Genomic DNA, 19472 nt, shown 5'->3' on the forward strand with positions numbered 1-19472 from the left:
TTCAGCGTCCCCCGGTGTCGAATTCCTGCAGCGCCTTCTCGCGACCTTCCGGGTTCAGATAGTCCCAGCGGTAGGCCACTTCCAGTGCCGCCGTGTGATGCACTTCGGGAATCGCCCTGAGGCGCTCGTCCACCAATTCGGAGAACAGGCGCTGGTAGCGGTCATGGGCGCTGCCGCAATTGCGCGAGGCCTGAGCGGCCAACTGCACACACAGCTCGTTCCAACGGGCCGCGTTGAAGCTGGTGACTTCCTGGTCCATGGTCCGTCCCTTCTCGATCAGCCGCGCTTGGCCGTCAGTTCGTCGGCCACCAACTGCGCGGCCTGCATTTCGGAGCAGCCGTGCTGATCCATCAGGCGGCGACGGTGGGCTTTTTCGTGGCCCTCGGTCATGGCCAGGGCAATCGGCAGGGCCGGCGGCACGTTGCGAAACAGCGCCTGGTCCGAAGCCGAGATGAGCACGCCCTCGGTGTACTTGGGCGGCTCCTTGCGAGCCGACTCCATGAGGGCGCGCTGTTCGGGAGTGAGACTGCGAAACCGCGCCACCTCCTCGATCTCGGAGCGGTCCATGGTCAGCAGCATCCAGTATTCGCACATCGACAGCACGCGGCTCATGCTGTCGGGGAAGTCCTTAAGGTTCTGCGTGGCCAGCCAGAACCAGATGTTGAGCTTGCGCCACATCTTGGTGCCTTTGGCGATCTTGGGCCCCAGTAGCTCATTGGTGGTGATCAGGTGCCCCTCGTCGGTGAGCATGATCAGCGGCCGGTCCTCGGCCTGTGCGCGCTCGCCGCGCGACTGCACCGAGTCGATCAGGCTGGTGTAGGCCACGGCCAGCGCATCGCCGTAGCCGTCCTGGGTCAGTGTGCCCATCTCCACCAGGGTCACATCGGCATCGGGCCAGTCCACGCCCTCGCGGTTGAAGAGCTTGCCGCGCAGGCCCTGGGTGAAGCTCATCATGGCCTGACCCATTTCTTCGGCGCGCGCCTGGCGTGCAGGGGAGAGCGTGGCATCGGCGTGCATGCCCATGAGGGCGATGGCCACGTCGTGCGTCAGCGGGTGCTTGCGGCCGTCGGCTGCGGATCGGGTGGCAGCGCGGATGATGGCGTTGGTGATCAGGTATCGGTCGGCGCGGGACATGCGCTCGACCTCCTGCTGCTCGCCACCGGTGATCATCATGATCGCAGCGATCAGCATTTCTCCCAGCAAATCGCGCTTGTCGGTGCCTTCGTCGTCGGCGTCGGCCTCATCACCACTTGCGGCCGTGGGCTCGCGCTCGATCTCGGCCGGCTTCTTGCCGTCCAGCAGCGCATCCAGGCTGGCATCGTCGGGCATGCCGGCGTTCTGCCGGGCTTGCTGCTCGGCGGCGCGGTAGGAGGACATCACGTCCTGGTCGCCCAGCAGCCGGTGGGCGTGGAAGAACGGCGGCAGGGACACGTCCGCCTCGTTGGTCAGCGTCACGCTGTAGGTGGACAGGCCCATGGTCTTGAAGTAGTCCATGAGCAGGGAGAAGGAGCGGCCGGCGTCGGCAATGACCAGGCGAGGGCGGTGCACCGCCATGGTCAGCATGGCGATGTAGTTCAAGGTCGCGCTCTTGCCGGCACCTGTTGGACCCAACACCAGCATGTGGGCGTTCTTCTTGCGGTCGTGCCGGTTGAGCGGATCGACCCACAGGGGTTCGCCGCCCCGGTTCCAGAACCACATGCCCGGATGCGGCGTGCCGCGCGAGCGGCCGTAGACCGGCAGCAGGGCGGCGATCTGCGAGGCGAAGGTCAGGCGGGTGCGGCGCAGCTGCTTGGCATCGAAGGCCGGATCGAAGGCGAAGGGCAGACCCCGGATGAAGCTGTCCAGGGCCACCAGGTCCTGGCGGGCGTCGATGAAGCGCAAGCCAGAAGGCACGAGCTGGGCATTGACCTGCGAGATCACGGCGCCCAGCTCCTCGCGGGTGGGGGCCGTGACGTACAGCGTCATGAGCATCGGATATAGCTTGTCGCCCTCGATCATGCGCTTGAGCACCTGCACGCATTCCTTGTGCGTCTCCATGGCCAGCGGCGTCTGGGCGCGCGAGGCGTCGCGGATGCGGGCGATGTGCTCGTCCAGCCGGTGCTGCGGCTCCACGGTCACGGTGATGGAGAGCATGCAGCCGGCCGGCAGCCGGTCAAAGCGCGCAAAGGCTTCCTTCCCCAGGCTGCGCTCGGCGGTGAAGTGGCCGATGTTCGGGTTGGTGCGCATGCCGTCGAGCGTGAGTGCCTTGACTGGCACGCCATCGAACTCGAACAGGCCCGCCTCGGCATCCGAGACGGGTGGGCTCACGCTCAGCAGATCGGCCATGTCCCACCCGAAAACCGGCGCCGCCTCGCGGCCGTCGGCATCGTGTGCGGGGGACTGATCGCCGGGGTAGGGCAGCTGCTCCAGCAAGTCGCCGGTATGTCGGCTGGCCCAAGGCACCTTGCGATTGAAGAAGGGCAGCAGCCACTCGTAGAACTCGCGCGAGCTGCAGCGGCGGGCCTGGACGCCCGACTCCTGCAGCGTGGCCATCAAGGTGACCGAAACCGCCTCGATCTGTTGCTGCGCGGGCGAGGGGTCCTCGGATAGGCGGGTGAAGCGCTTGTAGACCGCGCAGTGCACGCGCCGCTGCTGCCCGCGCCAGGGTTGGCCACTGACCAGGGTGTCGGTGAACAGGCCTTGCGGGCGAGAGACCAGGGCCAGGTGCTTCTCGAACTCCTTGAGCACCGCCTGGGTGTAGGGGGAACTCAGGATGGCGTCGCGCCGCTCGGGATACCGCTCGTGCACCTGGGCGATGTAGTCGCGCAGGTAGGTGTTCAGGCCGCTGATATCTCGGTCGTCGTTGACGAAGAACTGCACGACCCATGGTGTGTCGGTGGACTCGGGCAACGCCTGCAGGGCCTCCTGCACCTTGCGGGCCTTGTCGATCAGGTAGGCCGGTGCCTGGGCTTCGGTGGGCACCGCACCCAGCTCGAACAGCGCCCCGAGCGTGGTGCCATCGCCCAGGACGAAGGTCTTGGCATCGGCCTCGTAGCTGACATACGGCAGCAGGTCGGTGAACGAAGGCGGACGCTGGGCCATGCCCTGACGGCGCCCTACGGTCATGGGCTCACGCGGGGCCGCATCCTTGGGCCCTTGACGGGCAGCGCTGGGCTTCTTCGGCTCCGTACCCGCAGCGCCTGTGGCACCAGCACGCCCCTTGGGCATCAGACCCAGGGCCTGGACCACGGACAACAGACCGAGTTTTTGTGTAGCAGCCATGGACGGCATCCCTCTTGATGGGCGGGTGGTTGGATTCGGAGAGGACGTTCTGCGGCTCAGCGGGACGGGATGAAGCGCTCGCGCGCCTGGCTGTCTTCCTGCTCGATCTCACCGGGCAGGGCGTACTCCACCGACTCGAACATGGGAAGCACCGTCACGTAGCCGGGCACGGGATACTTGCCCTTGGCCAGGTGGGGGTAGACCACCATCACCAGGTCGGGGTTGGGCACACGGGCAAAGCGCTGCTGCGTGGGATTGAGCGGGTCCCAGTACTTGCTCTGACGCGCATCGCGCCCGTCCACCGTGCGTGCGCGGCTGGCCAGTTGCAAGTTGTCGCGGGCCTGCAGGTTGCGGCCCTGAGCTCCCTGACCCGACTGCTGGTCGCGGTAGACCTCGGTGACCGTGGGACTGCCCTCGGTGGCGCCGATCAGAGGCGACTCGCGCGGGCCAGCGGCCGAACATGCGGCCAGGACCAGTGGCACCAGCACCGAGAGTGTGAGCAGCGCTGGGCGATGCCAGCGGTGGTGGGTGTGGCGTGGGGTGTCATTCGAGGCCATGGTTTCCTCCGCGTTGGGCGTTGCTGGTGTTCTGGGCGCGGTGCGCGATCTTTCGGGCGGCGACGGCCTTGTCCAGGCGCAGCTCCTGATCCAGGTGGATCACCACCTCGTGGCCCGAGGGGGTGACCACCGCGTCGAAGGAGTTCTTCAGGCGCGAGAGCAGCCAGGCCGTGAACTCGTCGGTGGCGCCGCTGACGGCCTGGCCCATGACGTAGCGGCTGGTATCGGTGATCTGGGTGGTGGTCGAGCCCAGGGCGTTCTGGGTTACCAACTTGGCGGCATCGGCGTAGGCCTGGCCTGCCACTCCCAGGGTCTTGGCACCGATGATGTCGGTCAGGTACGCTGGCGCGTTGGTGACGAACTTGCCGACGATGCAGGGGTTGCCGCGCGGGTCGCTGATGAAGCCCAGGTCGCCGCTCGATCCGGCCGCCGTTCCGCGACCGCGCGAGGAGACGGTGCGGATGGTGCCGTCGTTGAACATGAAGGTGGCCGAGCGGATCTTGCCCTCGGAGCAGGACAGCGCCATGTCGCCGATGGCCACACCGGTGAGGATCATGCCGGCGATGTCCTCGGGCAGCTCCCAGCCATTGGCCGCGAGGTTCTCGCGCCCGACGATCAGCTTGAACTGCATCGGATCGGTCACCCGGCCGTCAATCGGCACCCGGCCGATGATGGCGGTCATGGCCTTTGCACCCACCAGCGTCGAGTTCTCGGGCAGCGTGAAGTAGGCCTCGTCCTGTTCTGCCTCGGCGGCACCTGCCGCGCCCCCGGTGGCCGCGCCACCTGCAACTGCCGGTTCTGTGCCGGTGCGGGCGCTGGCGTTGGTGCGCACGTAGCGCGTCGAGGGAGGTCCCTGATTACGGTTGCGCGTGTCCTCGAAGGCCGCGTAGCCCATGGGCGCCACGGTCTTGTAGGCCACGGCGCCCGGCGCCGCCTCCTGCTCGCCCAGGTTCAGGTCCGCAGTGATGGGCGCTGCGACACCACCATTGACCGTGCGACCGACCTGCGAACCTGGCGCAGGGCGCGACGTGGGCAGGGTGGGCAAAGCGCCCAGCAGCGATTCAGCGGCCTGGCCAGCAGCGTCCACGGTCGCCCCGAACTCCCCGTCTTTCTGGCCAGACCCCGCGCTTGGGCGCGCTGCGCCGCGCCGGGCCGCTTCCTCTTCGAGCTTCTTGTTGCGCTCGACGATGTCGGCCACTTGCTTGCGCAACTCGGCGTTGCTGGCCACCACCGTGGCCAGGGTCTCGCCCGCGTTGTCGTTGTCGGCGCCTTTGGTGGGCGGCAGCTCGCTGGGCTGGGGCACCGCCTTCATGGGTGCAGCGGGTGCGCCGCCCTGCGAGCCGCTGAACTGCTGGTACAGGATGACCCCCACGATCAGCAGGGAGAGCACGCCCAGGACGGGCAGCAAGGTGTTCTGTTTGATGGCCATGAACAGTTCCTCCGCTCAGAGACAGGCGTCAAAGGCACGGTCGCAGATCAGGTACAGCGCCGTGGTGTCCGTCTCGCTGCCAGCGGGACCGATGCGCCCGTGCTGCGCGGTCACTGCGAGCCAGCGCCCACGCAGGTGCTCCAGTGGCAGCTCGAAGGGCTGAGTCGACTTGTTGGTCACGCGAACCGCCGTGACATACAGGCCGGCCGAGCGCCACTGACCCAGCGGCACTGTCTCGACCAAGCCACCGCGAACCAAGCCGGGTACCGGTTTGGTGCTGACCTGCACCTGAGAGATGCCGGGCCGCGTGGTGGCCAGGCGACGTGGCGCATACAGCATGCGGGAGGCAAAGCGCGTGAGTTCGACCATGTCCGCAGCCGGTGGGCCGGCCTCGGTGGCCGCTGCTGCGCCGACAGACGCCTCACGGCTGCCGGATCGGTCCAGGAAAACCTCCAGTTCGGCGCTGGCGCCCGAGGTCTGGGCATTGGCCACCAGGTCCAGCGGGATCTGCCGTCCACCGTCGATCAGCTCGGCCACGATGCGGATTTTGGCGAAGGGCACCAGCGCGGTGACATAGATGGTGCGGTCGATGGCCTCCACGCGAGCCACCGACTCGATGTCGGCGGGCACATGTAGGGCGGCAGGGCCGGGGAGCGTGATCAAGCGCTCGCGCTGGACCGGCAGGCCGACCCGCACGGGCTGCCGGTTGAAGACCGCCCGCTCCACACCGGGGCGATCCGACGGCGCAGCAGCGCCGGACGATGCTGCCGCGCGGTTGGCATTCTTGGTAGCTGGCTTGGCCTTGGGGGTGGGCGCGGCCTGGTTCGAAGACGCAGGCGTTCCCGAGTCGCGGGCCGCAGCGGCCGCGCGCGCGGCCACGCCCTGGGGCATGGGAGCGGGTGAAGCGCCGGCAGCGACGGCGCCGGCCTGTCCCAGATCCACCTCGGCGACCACGGGAGGGGAGGCGGTGCTCGATGCCGGTACCGGCTTCTGGCCTGCAGCAGGCAGGGCGATCAGCGGTGGCTGGGTCGCAGCAGGCGCGATGTCCTGCACCTGCTGCGCCAGCGACGGCACGGCTGCGAACACGGCCAGCGCCGCCAGGCTGACGCGCAGGACATGGCCCGCAAGGGTTGGGGTGTGATCAGACATGGGTCGTCCTTTGGGTGGAATGGCCTGCTGCAGCGCAGAGGGGGATGGCGTTTCATCGGCTCGATGCCGGTGCGGAGGGGGTGGTTGCTGGCGCACCGGTCGCGGTGTTGGCGCTTTCGGCAGCGAGCGGTGTCGTGGTCGGCGATGGCGACACCGCAATCGGTGCCTGGGCGCTGATCGCTGGCAGTGCTGCAGGGGTCAGTCCCTGAGCGGCGCCGATGGCGCTGTCCTTGATGTCCAGCCGGGCGGGCGCGGCAGAGCCGAAACAGTCCACGGCCAGCCTGAACGGGTTGCGCTCGCGGTCGACGTCGTAGCGCACCACGCGAACGGGATAGCGGATGAAGGCGTCCTTGACCGCCTGGCCTCGGAAAGTCTCGGTCACCTGCATGTCCAGCAGTACGGTCCAGGCCGAGGGACCTTCACCGATCACCCGGTTGTCCTGGAATCCCAGGCCGGGAATTTCGCTGATCTGACGCGTGCGCTGGTGCAGCTCGCCAGCCCGGTTGCGGTTGTCGATGTCACCCTGCAACTGCGCCTGGCAGCGCGGAGTCAGATAGGACTGGAAGTCGTAGATCTGCTTGCCGTAGTCCTTGCCGCCATCGCTCTGCCAGCGGTTGACCTGCTGCCAGACGTAGTAGGCGAAGCTGTACACGTTGGGGTTGGGCACGGGCGCCACGCCACCGGTGACCGACACGCGCTCCCCGGCGCGCAGGTCAGGGTTGATGTGCAGGTCGATCTGGCGCGGCCTGGCCCACAGCAGGGCCATCCCGACGACGGCCACCAGGCCGATCACCACGAGAGCCCGGAACAGGCGGGCGTTGTGGGCGCGTTCGGCGGCAAGGGCATCAAGGTATCTGGACATGGTGATCGGCTCGTTGATAAAACTCAGGATTCATGGGGCGTGCGGCGCAGCCGCGCCAGTCGGCGCCAGAGGGAACGGCCGGCCTGTGGGTCCAGGGGGTGACTCAGCGAGAACGGCAGAGAGCGACCCAGCGACCACTGCCCGTGGTGGGTGAGAAAGCGGCTCTTGCTCAGTCCCTTGCGCGCAATCCACAGGTGCAGCGCCTGGGTGTAGTAGCCGTCGGGCCGACCGCGCTTAAGGTCCTGCAGCTTGGCCGATCCGAACCACAGGGCGGCAATCGGCCCGAAGATGGCCGGCAGCAGCATCAGCTGCCACAGGCCCGTGAACAGCAGCAACACCAAACCCAGGAGCAAGCAGACGGGAATGGAGATCGCCGCCATGACCTTGGCCTCGGTCACCGTCATGCCGCGAAGCACGGACGGTTCCACGTTGACGCGGTGGGTCAGTGGCACCCGCTCGAACGCATGGCTGCGCTCGGCGCTGCGCTGGGTGTCGTCGGACGCCGTCGGTGTGCCGCTCATGACCTGTTCCCTTGCTTGAACCTGGATGTGATTTGCTGCGCGGGACGGTCAGGTCTGCCCGATTACCTGGAAGGCGTAGGTCACCAGGATCACGAGGAACACCGTGAGGATCATCCCCATGATGAAATACTCCTTGAGGTCGGCGATCTGCGCGCGGCCGGCCGTGTACTCGCGCCACTTGGACAGCGCACCGCCGACCACGTAGAGAAAGCCCAGGGCGACCAGCACCAGGCCGAGGATGGCCATACCCGCCTTGAAGTAGGCGCTCATGGCGCACATCCAGTCGCCAGCGGCGCAGGTGGCGCCGTTCATGTCCGTTCCGGGGGTGGGCATGGTGGGCAGCGCGGCCAGGGCCGGGCTGCACATCACGGCCACGACCGGTGCCAGCGCCCAGCGCTGCAGGCAGTCGCCCAAGTGTTTGAACCCTGCGGCAGCGGCCTGCCGGGCGGGTGGGTGTTGACGCTGGGTCATGGGTGTGCTCCTTGAAGTTGAAGAGGTGATGGATGAGGGAAGGAAAACCGGTGGATGGGTCAGAACATCACTCGCGTCACCGGAACACCGCGAAGAACAGAACCGCCAGGATCACCATCACCTTCAGCGCCGACCAGGTGGCCGACATCAGCGAGGCACGCTCTTCCTTGTAGGCGTTGAAGATGGCCAACATGGCCCAGGCGAAGACCAGCAGGATCACGCCGCTGGCAATGAGCTGGACCGTGGTCCGCAGGGCGGTGGGCGAGACACCCGATCCCGCCTCGAATGCCAGACTCGTCGTGGGGTCCATGCAGCAGCTCCTGAGGGAAATAGGGCGGATGGGCTCACTGGCGGTAGTCGCCACGCAGCGGGGGCACCGGACGCGGCTGGCGCGGCGCATCCACATGGGAGGTGATGCCCTCTCGCAACTGGCCCAGGTCGCGTAGCAGCCAGTCGTATCGGAACTTCACCCGCTCGCCCGTGGGCGCAGTCTGAGCGGCTTCGGAGACCATGACCTGCACGCGCTCGATCTCCGAGGCGATGCGCGCCAGGTTCTCGCGCTCGGTGTCGGCGTCGCCCGCCTGGGCGTTGGTGGCGCTCAGCGCCACATAGAGCACGGCGAGCACCCAGCTGCGGCGCACGCGCGAGCCTGGTGTGGCCTGTTGGGGCGACTGGAACCGGTGCTTGGAAACAGTGGTGTTCATCGGGACTCCTTGGGGTGAAACAGGGGTGCTCTGCGCGGCGCCGGGCTCGAAGAGCGACGGGATGCAGTGCGACGTGATTCGGTGGGCTGGGTAGCTGGGCAGCATCAGACGTACTTCTTGAAGGTGGCCACCGTGGTGGACATGGCGAACGCGACCAGCACGGTGAAGACGATCACCATGTGGGACGGGTTGAAGTTGCCGAACGGCCAGGCCAGGTACAGACCGAACCCGCCGGTCAGCGCCCAGGCCGTGTAGCGCTTGGCGTGGTGGTAGACAAAGGAGCTTTCGCGCCCGCCCCCCCAGCGGCGCAGGTCGCGGCGCACCAGGCCATCGACCACACCCACGAGGCAGGCCAGGATGAAGGCCGGGGCGGCAAACGCCGCCACCGACAGGCGCAGCAGCACGTCCTGCAGCACGTACATGGAGGTCACCGCCCAGCGGCTGAGCAGAATCTGCATGGAGCGGTTGGCGCGGGCGGCGTTGTGGCGCAGATCGCCCGAGGGCGCATCCTGCGTGGCCTGGAAAATGGCCTGTTGACGCTCATACCAGGCAATCACCCCCAGCCGCTCGTAGGGCAGGCGCACATTGCGCACCAGCTGCTCGGACCAGGCCACGGTATCGCGCACCAGCAGGCTGCGCGGCGCCTGGGCGATGTACTCCAGGTCCTGCTCCACGATCTGCTGGGCGTGGTTCTCCTGCAAATCCCGCCAGAGCGTGAACGAGCCCACGATCTCGATCATCATCCCGATGAACCAGGCGAAGAGGGTGATGAACAACAGACCAAAGCCCATCTCCAGGCCCAGCTCGACCGGACCACGTGCGCGCGGCCGGCCCGGCGTCTTGGCGACCATGGCACTCATTCCAGCACCCCCGTGGCGTTGGCCGAGCTGTTGAAGTCCATCTCGCGCGGCTCGGTTCGCGTAGCCAAGCTGTCGTCGCCGTCCGAGTCATCCTGCTCGTCCTGGACCTGGTCGCGCAGCGCCAGTGCCGTGTCGATCACCCCGGCGCCGGCCAGGCCGATGGGCTGGTTGCCCAGCCAGTCGGTCTCGCGCGCCCACTGCTCGGAGGTCCGGTAGCGCGCCTTCATGTCCAGCGCAACCTGGCGAATGGACTCGGGCACGAACGGGTCGGCATCCTTCCTGGGCAGGGGGATGCGCAGCTTGAATCGCCGGTTGCCTTCGAGCAGGGCGAACGCCTGACCCTGCGGCAGACTCAGGATGTCGGCCGGCTGGATCATCGGCACCTTGGTGCTGGTGACGATGTCCACGTTGCGCGAGGTGAAGTCCACGCCGCTGCCGTCGGCCGCGCTGTCGCTCACACCGGTACTGGGTGTGATGTGCACCACGTCCACCTGCGGCACCTGCTCGGCCAGCAGGTTGGACGTGTTGACCGAGCGCACCCGCAGCATCACCAGGTGGTTGAAGTTGTCCAGGATCTGGCCGGCCTTGGCCTTGTCGCCCACCTTGGCCTCGATGTCGAACATCGACTGGGTATAGGCCGTGATCCGAAAGCCCGAGCCACCGAGCTTGTTGACCATGGGCACGAACTCGGGGCCGGCGATCTCGTTGACCTCGTCGAAGTGGCAGCAGATCGTGGGCAGCACGATCTTGCCCGTGGGGTGGTGCGGGTCCAGACCCGTCTTGTAGAGCTTGCCGCCAACGCTGACCAGATCGGCCAGCATGCTATTGCCCACGGCCGAGGACACGACCGAGTCGGTCAGCGCGTCCAGCCCGCAGTAGACGATTCCGCCCTGGCGGATGACGCTCATCCAGTCGAAGATCGGGCGTTTGTCGTGGGGGTCGAAGTAGTCCGGGCTGATGAGCTTGCCCACGGCGCCGGAGGTCAACTTCTCCAGGAACGGGCCGAGACTGGCAATGATCTTCTCGTAGAAGGACCGCTCGTAGGACACCGCCGCCGCCAGGCCCGTGAGCACCTTGTCCGGCACCCGCAGCTCCTTGATCAGAGAGATCATGGCCACCAGCGGCGGATCGCGGTCGGAGAGCGCGCGCGAGACCGGGTATTTCTTCTTCTCGATCAGGCCCTCCAGATGGCCCAGCCGGTCTTGGTAATCGGTGTACTGGCCCTCTGCTGCCTTCTGGCGAAACACCATGTGGGCGTAGTCCATGAAGAGGGGGTCGATGCCCGTGACGTCGGCCAGCAGGCTCTCGTAGGTCGGCACCCGGCCCAGCGCCACCTGGGCTTGCGCCACCAGGTTGGTGAAGCGCCAGCTGAACTCCTTGAACGCGGCCGAATTGCCCGAGGAGGGCAGGGCGTTGGTGGCACGGGCGGCCACCTCGGTGATGCGGGAGAAGTTGCCGATGCCGTTGTAGCGGGCAGAGATGTCGGGATAGCCCAGGTGGAACAGGTAGAACTGGTTGCCGCGGCCGGCCCGGTGCGCTTCGGCGTACAGCCGCATCATCAGATCGGCGTCCCCCTTGGGATCGATCACGATCACCACATGGCCCGCGTGAATGTCCTGCGTGGCCAGCACTTCGAGCAGCCGCGACTTGCCCACGCGCGTGGTGCCCAGCACGATCATGTGGCCCGTGCGCGAGGCCTGCCGCATGGTGATGGGACGTTCCTCCAGGGCGCCCACGCCATGGAGCAACGGGGAGCCGCCCAGGTCGTCATAGGCCTTGAGCGGGTTGAGCCAGTGGTCCCACTGAACCATCTGGGCGGTCAGGCCCGCCACACCCATGCGGATACCGGTGAACTTTGAGGGCGGGGCCTGATCGGAGGTGGCCGCCACTGCGGCCTCCTGGCTCCAGGCGGACAGGCGTGTGCCCAGCTGTCGCAGGGCCTTTTCTCGCGCTTGCGGCTTGACGAAGCGCTCGGCGTCCGGCCGGCTGGCCTCGTGCTTGCGCTGGGTGTGCTGCTGTGACCACTCGAAGCCATGCCCGAGGTAGAACTGCCCGGGCTCGACCGGGATTTCGTGAGGCGCCATGCGCGTCACGGGGTAATACTTCATCCCGTGCTGGTACTTCAGGATGTGCAGCGCCTGCTTGCAGCGCACCCACCCGAAGTAGCCCGCGATGGCCGCGAGCACCCAGCCCATCCACGGCGGCATCATCAGCGCCCACGGCGCCACGATGGCCACCAGGGCCACGCCCCAGACAGTCATCGTGCTCCACAGCTCCACCGGAGGCCGCAGCAGGGCTTCGAGTGCGTCGTCGGGCTTCACGGCCTGGCCTCCTGCATCGGCGTCGGAGCGGACGAGAAACTGAATGCGCGCGGGGGTGTGCTGGTCAGACGGCCATCGGCGAGCACCAGCAGCGGATAGGTCTGGACGCCGGCCCGGCGCAGTGTGGTGGTGATCCAGTCGCCCACCATGGGGGCCAGCGATGTGCCTCCGGCGAGCAACTGGACCTGCTTGAAAGCGCGTTCGGATTCGGCCTGCACCACAAGACCGGACGCTCCCAGGTCAATCAGGGCCTGACGGTGCTGCGACAGCCATTGGCGGCTGAGCGGATCGGTGCCCACCAGGAACACCGGATGAGCCAGCCATTCGGGCCGGAACAGGCCGCTGGCGGTGCGGGCCTGCGCTTCGGAGAGCACGCCCGGCACCATGCCCGAGCGGATCGGGAATCGCACGCCTTCGAGCACACCCGCCTGGTCCACCCCGGCCACCAGGTGACCGAGGTAGGTGCCCATGGGTACGGCACCGGCCCCCGAGTGAATGACCACCGGTTGCGACAGCACCATCGTTGGTAGACCCATTCCTATGAGACACCAGAACGAGGCGGCGACCAAGCGCATGGCCTTCATGCCGGCGCTCCCAGTGAGCCTTGACGCGAGCCCTGACGGCGGTACGTCTGCGCCAGACTGAGCACACGGCGCACGTAGTGCCGCGTCTCCGGGTAGTTGGGCACCCGGTGGCCCGCCTTGATGACAGCTCCCGGTCCGGCGTTGTAGGCAGCGACGGCGAGCTCGACATCGCCGCCGAAGCGGGCCAGTTGCTCGGCCAGGTACTTGGTGCCCAACACGATGCTCACGCGCGGGTCGGCCAACAACTGCTCCACCGACAGACCCTGCAAATCTTGCAGACCCAGATCACGCGCGGTGGATGGCAGCACCTGCATCAGCCCGATGGCGTTCTTGGGACTGACGGCATGGGGATTGAAGGCCGACTCGGCATGGATCACCGCCTGCACCAGGTGGGCATCGACCGCGAAGTGGTGAGACGCTCGCTGGAGCATCTGTGCCATCTCCGGGGTCATCTGGCGCCCCCGTCTGTTGGCTTGCACGGGCCGCTGCAGCAGCTGCTCGGCCACGGCTGCCGCCGTGTCGGAGGTCGCGGAGGGGAGGGTTGTGCCCACCGGCACAGGCTCAGAAAGACCTCGTGCGGCCGTGTGGCTCCGTGCTGCGGGCTGCTTGCTCATCCGGGGCAGGATCACGCGCTGATGTTCCGCACCGCTGATCCATGCCGCACCCTGCTCGGACTCCTGCGCATAGGGTTGCGTCCCCACCAGGGCCGCGCCGACGCACAGCACCCACGCGCCCACGCGCCTGAACACTGGGCGGTTCGAGAGGGACAAAAGGTGGTGCTGAGCTTGCATGTCCGTGTTCTGGCTCAGCGGCGGGGTTCGGCCTTGGCTGGAGCCAAGGGACGGGATGAGTCCTTGACCAGCTTGCGCGGAATGCCCAGCAGATCGGCGGCAGAGGTTGGCCCTTCCACCATGGGCAGTCCCTCGAAGTCCACGACCTTCTGGTTCGGGTACAGGCGCGACTGGGCCTGCTGGAACGCGCGGTTCCAGGCCAGCGAGCGCTCGACATCGGCCTGCAGGGCACGGGCGAACATCTCGGCGTAGCGCTGGCGCTCCGCGTCATCGCGTGCGTGGATGCCCAGGGCCTCCACGGGAGAAAGGTTTTCGACAGAGAACGCGGCCCGGGGTCCCTTGAGCAGGACCTTGGCGCGGATCATCTCTTCCTCGCTCAGGCCCCAGATTTGAGCCACCAGCAGATCGTTGGCATCCAGGCGCGAATGCGCCTGGGCGATGCGCTGCGCATTGGTCTGACCCAGTTGCGTCTGGGCCTCCTGAATGCGTGTGGTGGCGGTTTGCGCCCCTGCCGGCTGCACCAGCACCCACATCAGCAGGCATGCGGGGCCCAGCACGCCCACATAGCCCAGCACCGGGCGAAGTAGCGGGGTCCTCATGGCTGACGCTCAACTGCGATGCTCACCGAACGGGCACCGTCGCTGAACGTCGCGCGTTGGCCGGCCACATCCACGGAGGTCAACGTCACACCCTGGTAGGAGTCGCCGGGCGAGAGCACTCGCACTTGCGCCGGGTTGCCTCCGACTTCACCGACCAACACCGAAGGCCGGCCGTCCCACATGTCTACGCTGAGCACCTGGTGGGGCGGCCGGGGAGCCACGGCAGCGACCGGGCGGCGGACTGCGGGTTTGCGCGGCGCCGGACGGCTTGCCGCCGCTGATGCGACCGTCTGCGGTGCGGTGGGCGGCGGCAGGATCGAGGGGTGGGGCAGGAAGTCGGCCACCTGCAAATCCGCGCCATCCTGGCCGGCGCCTTCCTTGATGTAGCCCTGGGCCTTGAAGCCGGCGACCAGCTGGTCCAGTCGGTTCTCCAGACGCTCCAGCTGTTCCTGCAGCTTGGGGTCTTGCGCAACCGATGCAACAGGCACGGCCTCGGCCGGCGCTGTGGCCGGCAAGGCAGGTGGCAGACCCGGGGTCGCCTGCGCAGTGGGATCAGCCAGCGCAGCCACTGCGGGCGATGCCTCCTTCTTGCGAACGAATGGCAATCCGTCCGAGGACCACATCATGAACGCGGCCACCGATCCCAGAATGAGCAGGAGGACCAGGGCACCGGTCAGCACCGGCTTGCCCTTTTTGACCGGCGCGGCGCTCACGGACGTGGGGCGCACGAAGGTCGGGTCTGTGCTGCTGCGTGCCGGCTCGGGCGGATCGGGCAACTCGCCCTCGGATTGATGGGCAGCGGCCTTAGCACGGGGGGAACGTGACGCGCGTGACTGCTCTGCATCGCGGCGTTTGTTGTCCCAGAACTCGTCGTCCTGCTGGCGCTGAAACTCCTGCATTTCTGCATCTGGGTCCATGGCGGTCCTCACGGCGAATGTGAAAAGTGGTCGAAAGGGAACTGAAGGCGGTGCGCGGTGAGCAAGGCTCAGGGTGAGCCGAATGCATCGGCGTGACGTTCGGTCTCCACGGCTTGCGCCTGGGGTCTGGGCGGTTGAGGCGCCGGGGTGCCCTTGAAAGCCGAGCGGGTGAACCAGACCTGACGGCTCACCGGCTCGCTGTGCAGTTGCCAGGCGGGACCCAGCAAGGTCTTGAGCAGGTCGCTCACACGGTGCGGACCCATGCGCCGCTGTGACTCGGGCAAGGGCAGGGCAAGGAAGTTGCGTGCGGCTTCATCCAGCGCCTCGGCTGGGACCAGCCGAAAACCAGTGCGCACCAGCGTGTGTGCCAGTGCCTCGCCCACGGTGTTGACCGTCTGGCGCGGGTAGCTCAGCTGCGCGTACACCGACAGCGGGTCGGCCAGGCTTTCGGTGGGCGCGCCGGCCTGGGTGGTGTAGCGCCCCACCTGGACCTGGCTGCCGTCGGGGGTGACGGTCTGCGCGAGAACGGGATGAGCTGCCGCTGCGACCACCGCCAGCAACACAAGGGACAAAAGTGCTTTGAATGACATGGACCCGCCTCTTCACTGGTTGAAATCACTGGACGCGCCTGGGACCTGCTGGGAAGAAAGCGCCTGGTGACCCGAGAGGGTCACCAGGCAAACATGACGCCCCCAAGAGATGCGTCGCCAGTGCTGGGCAGTTTCTGAATCGAGAGGGTTTGTCGCCACCGAAAACCTGCCGCAGAAAAGGCAGGTTTTCGCTTGACAGGGCAATGCTTTAGCGGTATGCGCCATTTCCAGTCGTGGCAAAGTGACGACAAAGGTGCGCTGCCCCGAGGGCGGGGCAGGGACGGGCAAAGGCGGTTTACCGGTTAATGGCCCTATCCAAAGGGCACCCCCCTCCCAAGGTTTCGGGGGGCAAAGGGCCTACTGGAACGGGCAATACGGGGGATACGGGCACAGGCAGTGCAGCCGCACGGCGGGGCGTGCGGCTGCACTCGGATGCGGGTAGCAAAACAGCGCACGGGCGTCAAGCGAAAACCTGCCGCACGTGCTGGCAGGTTTTGAGTTGAATGAAAGGGCTGGTGTGCCTAGAGTGATCCGGTCTTTTTTCGCACGGATTCACAACAATGACCACGCGCCAGCCGCTCTCGCCCAAGATGGGTTTTGCCAACACCCTGCACATGGCCGATGGGCGCAGCGTCCATGATGCTCAGCACGCACCATATCTGGTGGCGGCCTCGCTGCACGAGTTGGGCATGGTCGACTGGTTGCCGCGCGTTTTCGGCTTCCTGCGCATGTACGACGGCGTGGCACGGTGGATGGAGACCGGCATGCCCGAAGCGGCCTGCATGGCGGACCTGGACCTGCGCGAGGAGGTCATGCGCAAGCGCAGCGGCGCCACCCAACCCGAACAGGACCCCGCGGCGTTGCGGTTCCGGCTCGCCGTGTTGCTGACCAATTCGCCTGTGACACTGTTCGGCGCGCGCTGGAAGCTCGAACGCAGGTTCAAGGATTTGCCCATGGACATCCCGTGGAATCCGCTGGAGCAGCCCTGGCTGACGTTCCTGGGGCAGCACATCGTCCTGCCTGACCACGCCACCTTACATATCAACCGCAAGGGACGTCAGATCCGCCAACAGCTCATGGCCTACCTGCTGGAGCGCTGAGGCATTGGTCATGATCGGTCACTGCTTGCGCTGGATCAAACGCTGGGACCCACGTTCGCCACGACCGGCATCCAGCGTTGCACCAGCCACCGCCATCCCACCCCGTGCGACAACCGATGAGGTCGATCCGCCCATGCCGGTGGTCCGTGGCCACGCCGACGGGTGGCTGAAGGTGCTGCCAGCGGCCGACCTGCTGCGACTGGTGCATGGCAGCAAGGTGCTGGACACGATGTGGCGCCAGTCGCGTCTGGCACAGATAGTCTGGGAGCGGGATCTGCTTCCAGCGATCCACCGCTATGCGGAGTACGTGCAGCTCATGCCCGCTTCCGAGTCGCATCACCATGCCCATGTCGGTGGGCTGCTCTCGCACACGCTGGAGATGACGCTAGCGGCGATGACCTGGCGCAACGGTCACTTTTTCCCGGAAGGTGCGAGCGTCGAGGAGATGGACGCTCAGCGCGACGAGTGGACCTATGTGGTCTTCTTCGCGGCTCTGCTCCACGACGTGGGCAAGATCATGGCGGACCTTCGCATCGCCTGGATCTGCACCGGCATGGAGGCACCGTTGCGCTGGGTCCCGATGTCCGGGCCACTGACCGCCATGGTGCAATCGCGGCCTGGTGGTGAGTATCTGGTGGAGTTCACACCGAAGTCGGCGCGGGACTATGCGGCACATTCCCGCCTGGCCACGATCTTGTTGCAACAGGTGGCGCCAGCCACGGCGCTGAGCTTTCTGGCGCGCCGGCCGCAAGCATTCGAGGCACTGACGCAGTACCTCTCTGGCGGCGACAAGAGCAGCATGCTGGCCCAGTTGGTGCGCAAGGCCGACCAGACCTCGACACAACAGGCGCTGGCCAACGGAAGCCGCGAGCGCTTCACGACCGCGACGAGCATCCCGCTGATCGACCTGCTGATGCAATCGGTGCGTGAGATGCTCAGGAGCGGCACCGCCTTGCCGCTGAACCGTTCCGGTGCCGCTGGCTGGGTCTACGACGGGAGCATCTGGTTCGTGGCCAAGCGACTGGCCGATGCGGTGAGGCAGCACATACGACAGCACCACCCGGATGAAGCTGTGCCAGGCGAGGCCAAGAATGATCGGCTGTTCGACACTTGGCAGGAATACGGCTGCATCCAGCCCAACCCGCAAAGCGGACAGGCCATCTGGTATGTGCTGGTGCAGGGTTCGGCCGTTGACGGTTCCGAGTCTGTTGCAGTGGCTCCTGTGCAAGGGGCAGGGGAGAACGATGGGGCCTACAGTCACTCGCTGACCATGCTCAGATTCCCGCTGGACAAGGTGTTCGAGGAAGCAGTGGCATACCCACCCCCGATGCGCGGGCGCATTGAGGTGCAGGTCAAACGTGGAGCAGCTTCGGGCGAGGCGGCCAACGAATCGTCCGCTGAGCCAGCGGCTCGACAGGATTCTGGATCGGGAATCCAGTCGGCTCTGAGTGAGGGTGCAGATGCGCCATCGAACAGCAATGTCGACCAGGCCACCCGGTCACCGACTCCCGGCGCGGGTCATCAGGAGACCTCTGGCGCGGCCAAGCAGGCCAAACCCAAGGCCGAACAACTGCGAGCGCCTGCCTTCAAGCGGCCGGGCAAGCCAGCCGAAACGACCAAGGCGGCGGGCGGCCCCAAACCTGGCGATCCGGTTCAAGGCACGCCACGGGTGACAAGCGCCCCCTCGAACATGCGACCGCGTGGTGAGCAGCGCCCGACCGAGTCACGGCAGGTACCACCAACCTCATCACCTGCGGCGGCTGCTTCGAGTCTGGAGCCTCCGCTGGACAAGTGGCTGGATTTCGAGGACGACGCTGCAGCGTTCAAAGACTACCCGAAGCTGCCGCATCAACCCTTGGAAACGCAAAAAGCCGCACCGCGAGGGCCGTCGGTCGCGACCGCACCGCCAAAGGCACCTGCATCAGCGGGCAAACGTGCATCCAAACCTGGAGCAGACGTGGCCACATCGCCCGACACTGGCGCAAACCGTTCCACAGAGGCGCTTCCAAGCCTGCCTCAGCTGCCAGCAGTTCGACCGCTGCTGGCTCGCTCTGGGCAGCCGCCCGAGGTACTTGCCAGGGCGGCTCCCACACAGTTCCAGACTGCGCCTGTCATTCTCAGTCCATTCCTGCCAGAGCTGCCGCATGAGACCGCCGGCAGGCCCAGCGAACCCACTCCTGCTGCAGTTGGCTTCATCGAATGGCTGCAGCAAGGCCTGTCCAGCCGGGCCTTGAAGTACAACGAGACCGGCGCGCTGGTGCATTTCGTAGCCGAGGGCATGGCGCTGGTCTCACCGCTGGTATTTCGTACCTACGCCGCAGAAACTGTTGCAGCCAGTGATGCCCAGGTCGACGCACAGGCGCTGCAGGTGCAGCGCGAAGTGATCAAGTCGGGATGGCATCTGATGGGGCCCGGCAAGGTCAACATCCTTAAGTACCAGGTCATGGGGCGCGGTGGCGTGCCTGTGGGCAAACTCAGCGCCGTGGTGCTCACTCAGCCGGACCGCTGGGTCGTGCCCGTGCCACCGGTCAACCCGGTCCTCAAGCTCGTTTGAACCGCAGGTGCTGGATGGCTGGTAGATCTGACAGGGAGCGTTGAAAAAGTTTGACAGAGTCAGTCATGATCACTACATTGCAACCGTGCATCAGGGGAAACCAACTTGCTTGGGACCTGCGAAGGGCGTCATACATCAGTTGTGGCATCTGATCAAAAGTTGTGCAGACATCGTGGAAAGTTGAACGGGCTCAGGCCCGTTT

Annotated in this window: 19 protein-coding genes; 2 read left to right on the top strand and 17 right to left on the bottom strand. The window is 66.5% G+C overall.

The window, feature by feature from the left end:
* Window position 1: 1 nt before the first annotated feature.
* From HFL01S_RS17175 to pilL2, 17 genes are all read right to left on the bottom strand, one after another.
* On the bottom strand, window positions 2-259 hold the full coding sequence (locus tag HFL01S_RS17175; protein ID WP_066260829.1) for a hypothetical protein: 258 nt from the start codon (window positions 257-259) through the stop codon (window positions 2-4).
* A gap of 17 nt (window positions 260-276) precedes the next feature.
* Window positions 277-3261 (bottom strand): conjugative transfer ATPase, encoded by a 2985-nt coding sequence (locus tag HFL01S_RS17180; protein WP_066260831.1) that lies wholly within the window; start codon window positions 3259-3261, stop codon window positions 277-279.
* Window positions 3262-3317: 56 nt separating this feature from the next.
* The gene (locus tag HFL01S_RS17185) at window positions 3318-3818 is read right to left on the bottom strand and encodes a TIGR03751 family conjugal transfer lipoprotein (RefSeq protein WP_066260832.1); all 501 of its coding nucleotides are present in this window, start codon (window positions 3816-3818) and stop codon (window positions 3318-3320) included.
* Complete coding sequence (locus HFL01S_RS17190) at window positions 3805-5247, bottom strand: TIGR03752 family integrating conjugative element protein (RefSeq protein WP_066260834.1); 1443 nt, start codon at window positions 5245-5247, stop codon at window positions 3805-3807. Before HFL01S_RS17190 ends, HFL01S_RS17185 begins: the two co-directional genes overlap by 14 nt.
* A 15-nt stretch (window positions 5248-5262) precedes the next feature.
* A complete protein-coding gene (locus HFL01S_RS24755; protein ID WP_084383437.1) occupies window positions 5263-6396 on the bottom strand; it encodes a TIGR03749 family integrating conjugative element protein in 1134 nt (377 codons plus the stop codon).
* Window positions 6397-6448: 52 nt separating this feature from the next.
* Entirely contained in the window at window positions 6449-7258 is an 810-nt protein-coding gene (locus HFL01S_RS24760; protein WP_084383438.1) for a PFL_4703 family integrating conjugative element protein, read from the bottom strand.
* 23 nt (window positions 7259-7281) lie between these two features.
* Complete coding sequence (locus HFL01S_RS17205; protein WP_066260836.1) at window positions 7282-7779, bottom strand: TIGR03750 family conjugal transfer protein; 498 nt, start codon at window positions 7777-7779, stop codon at window positions 7282-7284.
* A 48-nt stretch (window positions 7780-7827) separates the two neighbouring features.
* Window positions 7828-8250, bottom strand: a complete 423-nt coding sequence (locus HFL01S_RS17210; protein WP_084383439.1) for a TIGR03745 family integrating conjugative element membrane protein — start codon at window positions 8248-8250, stop codon at window positions 7828-7830.
* 76 nt (window positions 8251-8326) lie between these two features.
* Complete coding sequence (locus HFL01S_RS17215; protein WP_066260838.1) at window positions 8327-8560, bottom strand: TIGR03758 family integrating conjugative element protein; 234 nt, start codon at window positions 8558-8560, stop codon at window positions 8327-8329.
* A gap of 34 nt (window positions 8561-8594) precedes the next feature.
* Window positions 8595-8954: an integrative conjugative element protein, RAQPRD family gene (locus HFL01S_RS17220; RefSeq protein ID WP_066260839.1), complete on the bottom strand. Its 360-nt coding sequence runs from the start codon at window positions 8952-8954 to the stop codon at window positions 8595-8597.
* Between the two features lie 104 nt (window positions 8955-9058).
* Window positions 9059-9805: a TIGR03747 family integrating conjugative element membrane protein gene (locus HFL01S_RS17225; RefSeq protein WP_066260841.1), complete on the bottom strand. Its 747-nt coding sequence runs from the start codon at window positions 9803-9805 to the stop codon at window positions 9059-9061.
* 5 nt (window positions 9806-9810) lie between these two features.
* The gene (gene traD, locus HFL01S_RS17230; protein ID WP_084383442.1) at window positions 9811-12135 is read right to left on the bottom strand and encodes a type IV conjugative transfer system coupling protein TraD; all 2325 of its coding nucleotides are present in this window, start codon (window positions 12133-12135) and stop codon (window positions 9811-9813) included.
* Window positions 12132-12605: a PFL_4695 family integrating conjugative element protein gene (locus HFL01S_RS17235; RefSeq protein ID WP_169802349.1), complete on the bottom strand. Its 474-nt coding sequence runs from the start codon at window positions 12603-12605 to the stop codon at window positions 12132-12134. Before HFL01S_RS17235 ends, traD begins: the two co-directional genes overlap by 4 nt.
* A gap of 110 nt (window positions 12606-12715) precedes the next feature.
* Window positions 12716-13510 carry a lytic transglycosylase domain-containing protein gene (locus HFL01S_RS17240; RefSeq protein ID WP_084383446.1) on the bottom strand — a complete coding sequence of 265 codons (795 nt, stop codon included), beginning with the start codon at window positions 13508-13510 and terminating at the stop codon, window positions 12716-12718.
* 14 nt (window positions 13511-13524) lie between these two features.
* Window positions 13525-14109, bottom strand: a complete 585-nt coding sequence (locus tag HFL01S_RS17245) for a hypothetical protein (RefSeq protein WP_157538929.1) — start codon at window positions 14107-14109, stop codon at window positions 13525-13527.
* Window positions 14106-15026, bottom strand: a complete 921-nt coding sequence (locus HFL01S_RS17250) for a hypothetical protein (RefSeq protein ID WP_157538930.1) — start codon at window positions 15024-15026, stop codon at window positions 14106-14108. The genes HFL01S_RS17245 and HFL01S_RS17250 overlap by 4 nt, the downstream gene beginning before the upstream one ends.
* A gap of 68 nt (window positions 15027-15094) precedes the next feature.
* Complete coding sequence (gene pilL2 / locus HFL01S_RS17255) at window positions 15095-15616, bottom strand: PFGI-1 class ICE element type IV pilus protein PilL2 (RefSeq protein WP_084383447.1); 522 nt, start codon at window positions 15614-15616, stop codon at window positions 15095-15097.
* A gap of 560 nt (window positions 15617-16176) precedes the next feature.
* Here pilL2 and HFL01S_RS17260 point away from each other — a divergent pair.
* Window positions 16177-16716 carry a hypothetical protein gene (locus tag HFL01S_RS17260; protein ID WP_066260852.1) on the top strand — a complete coding sequence of 180 codons (540 nt, stop codon included), beginning with the start codon at window positions 16177-16179 and terminating at the stop codon, window positions 16714-16716.
* Between the two features lie 133 nt (window positions 16717-16849).
* A complete protein-coding gene (gene mobH / locus HFL01S_RS17265; protein WP_066260854.1) occupies window positions 16850-19270 on the top strand; it encodes a MobH family relaxase in 2421 nt (806 codons plus the stop codon).
* Window positions 19271-19472: the final 202 nt, after the last annotated feature.

Source organism: Hydrogenophaga flava NBRC 102514, assembly GCF_001571145.1.
GTDB classification, from domain to species: domain Bacteria; phylum Pseudomonadota; class Gammaproteobacteria; order Burkholderiales; family Burkholderiaceae_C; genus Hydrogenophaga; species Hydrogenophaga flava.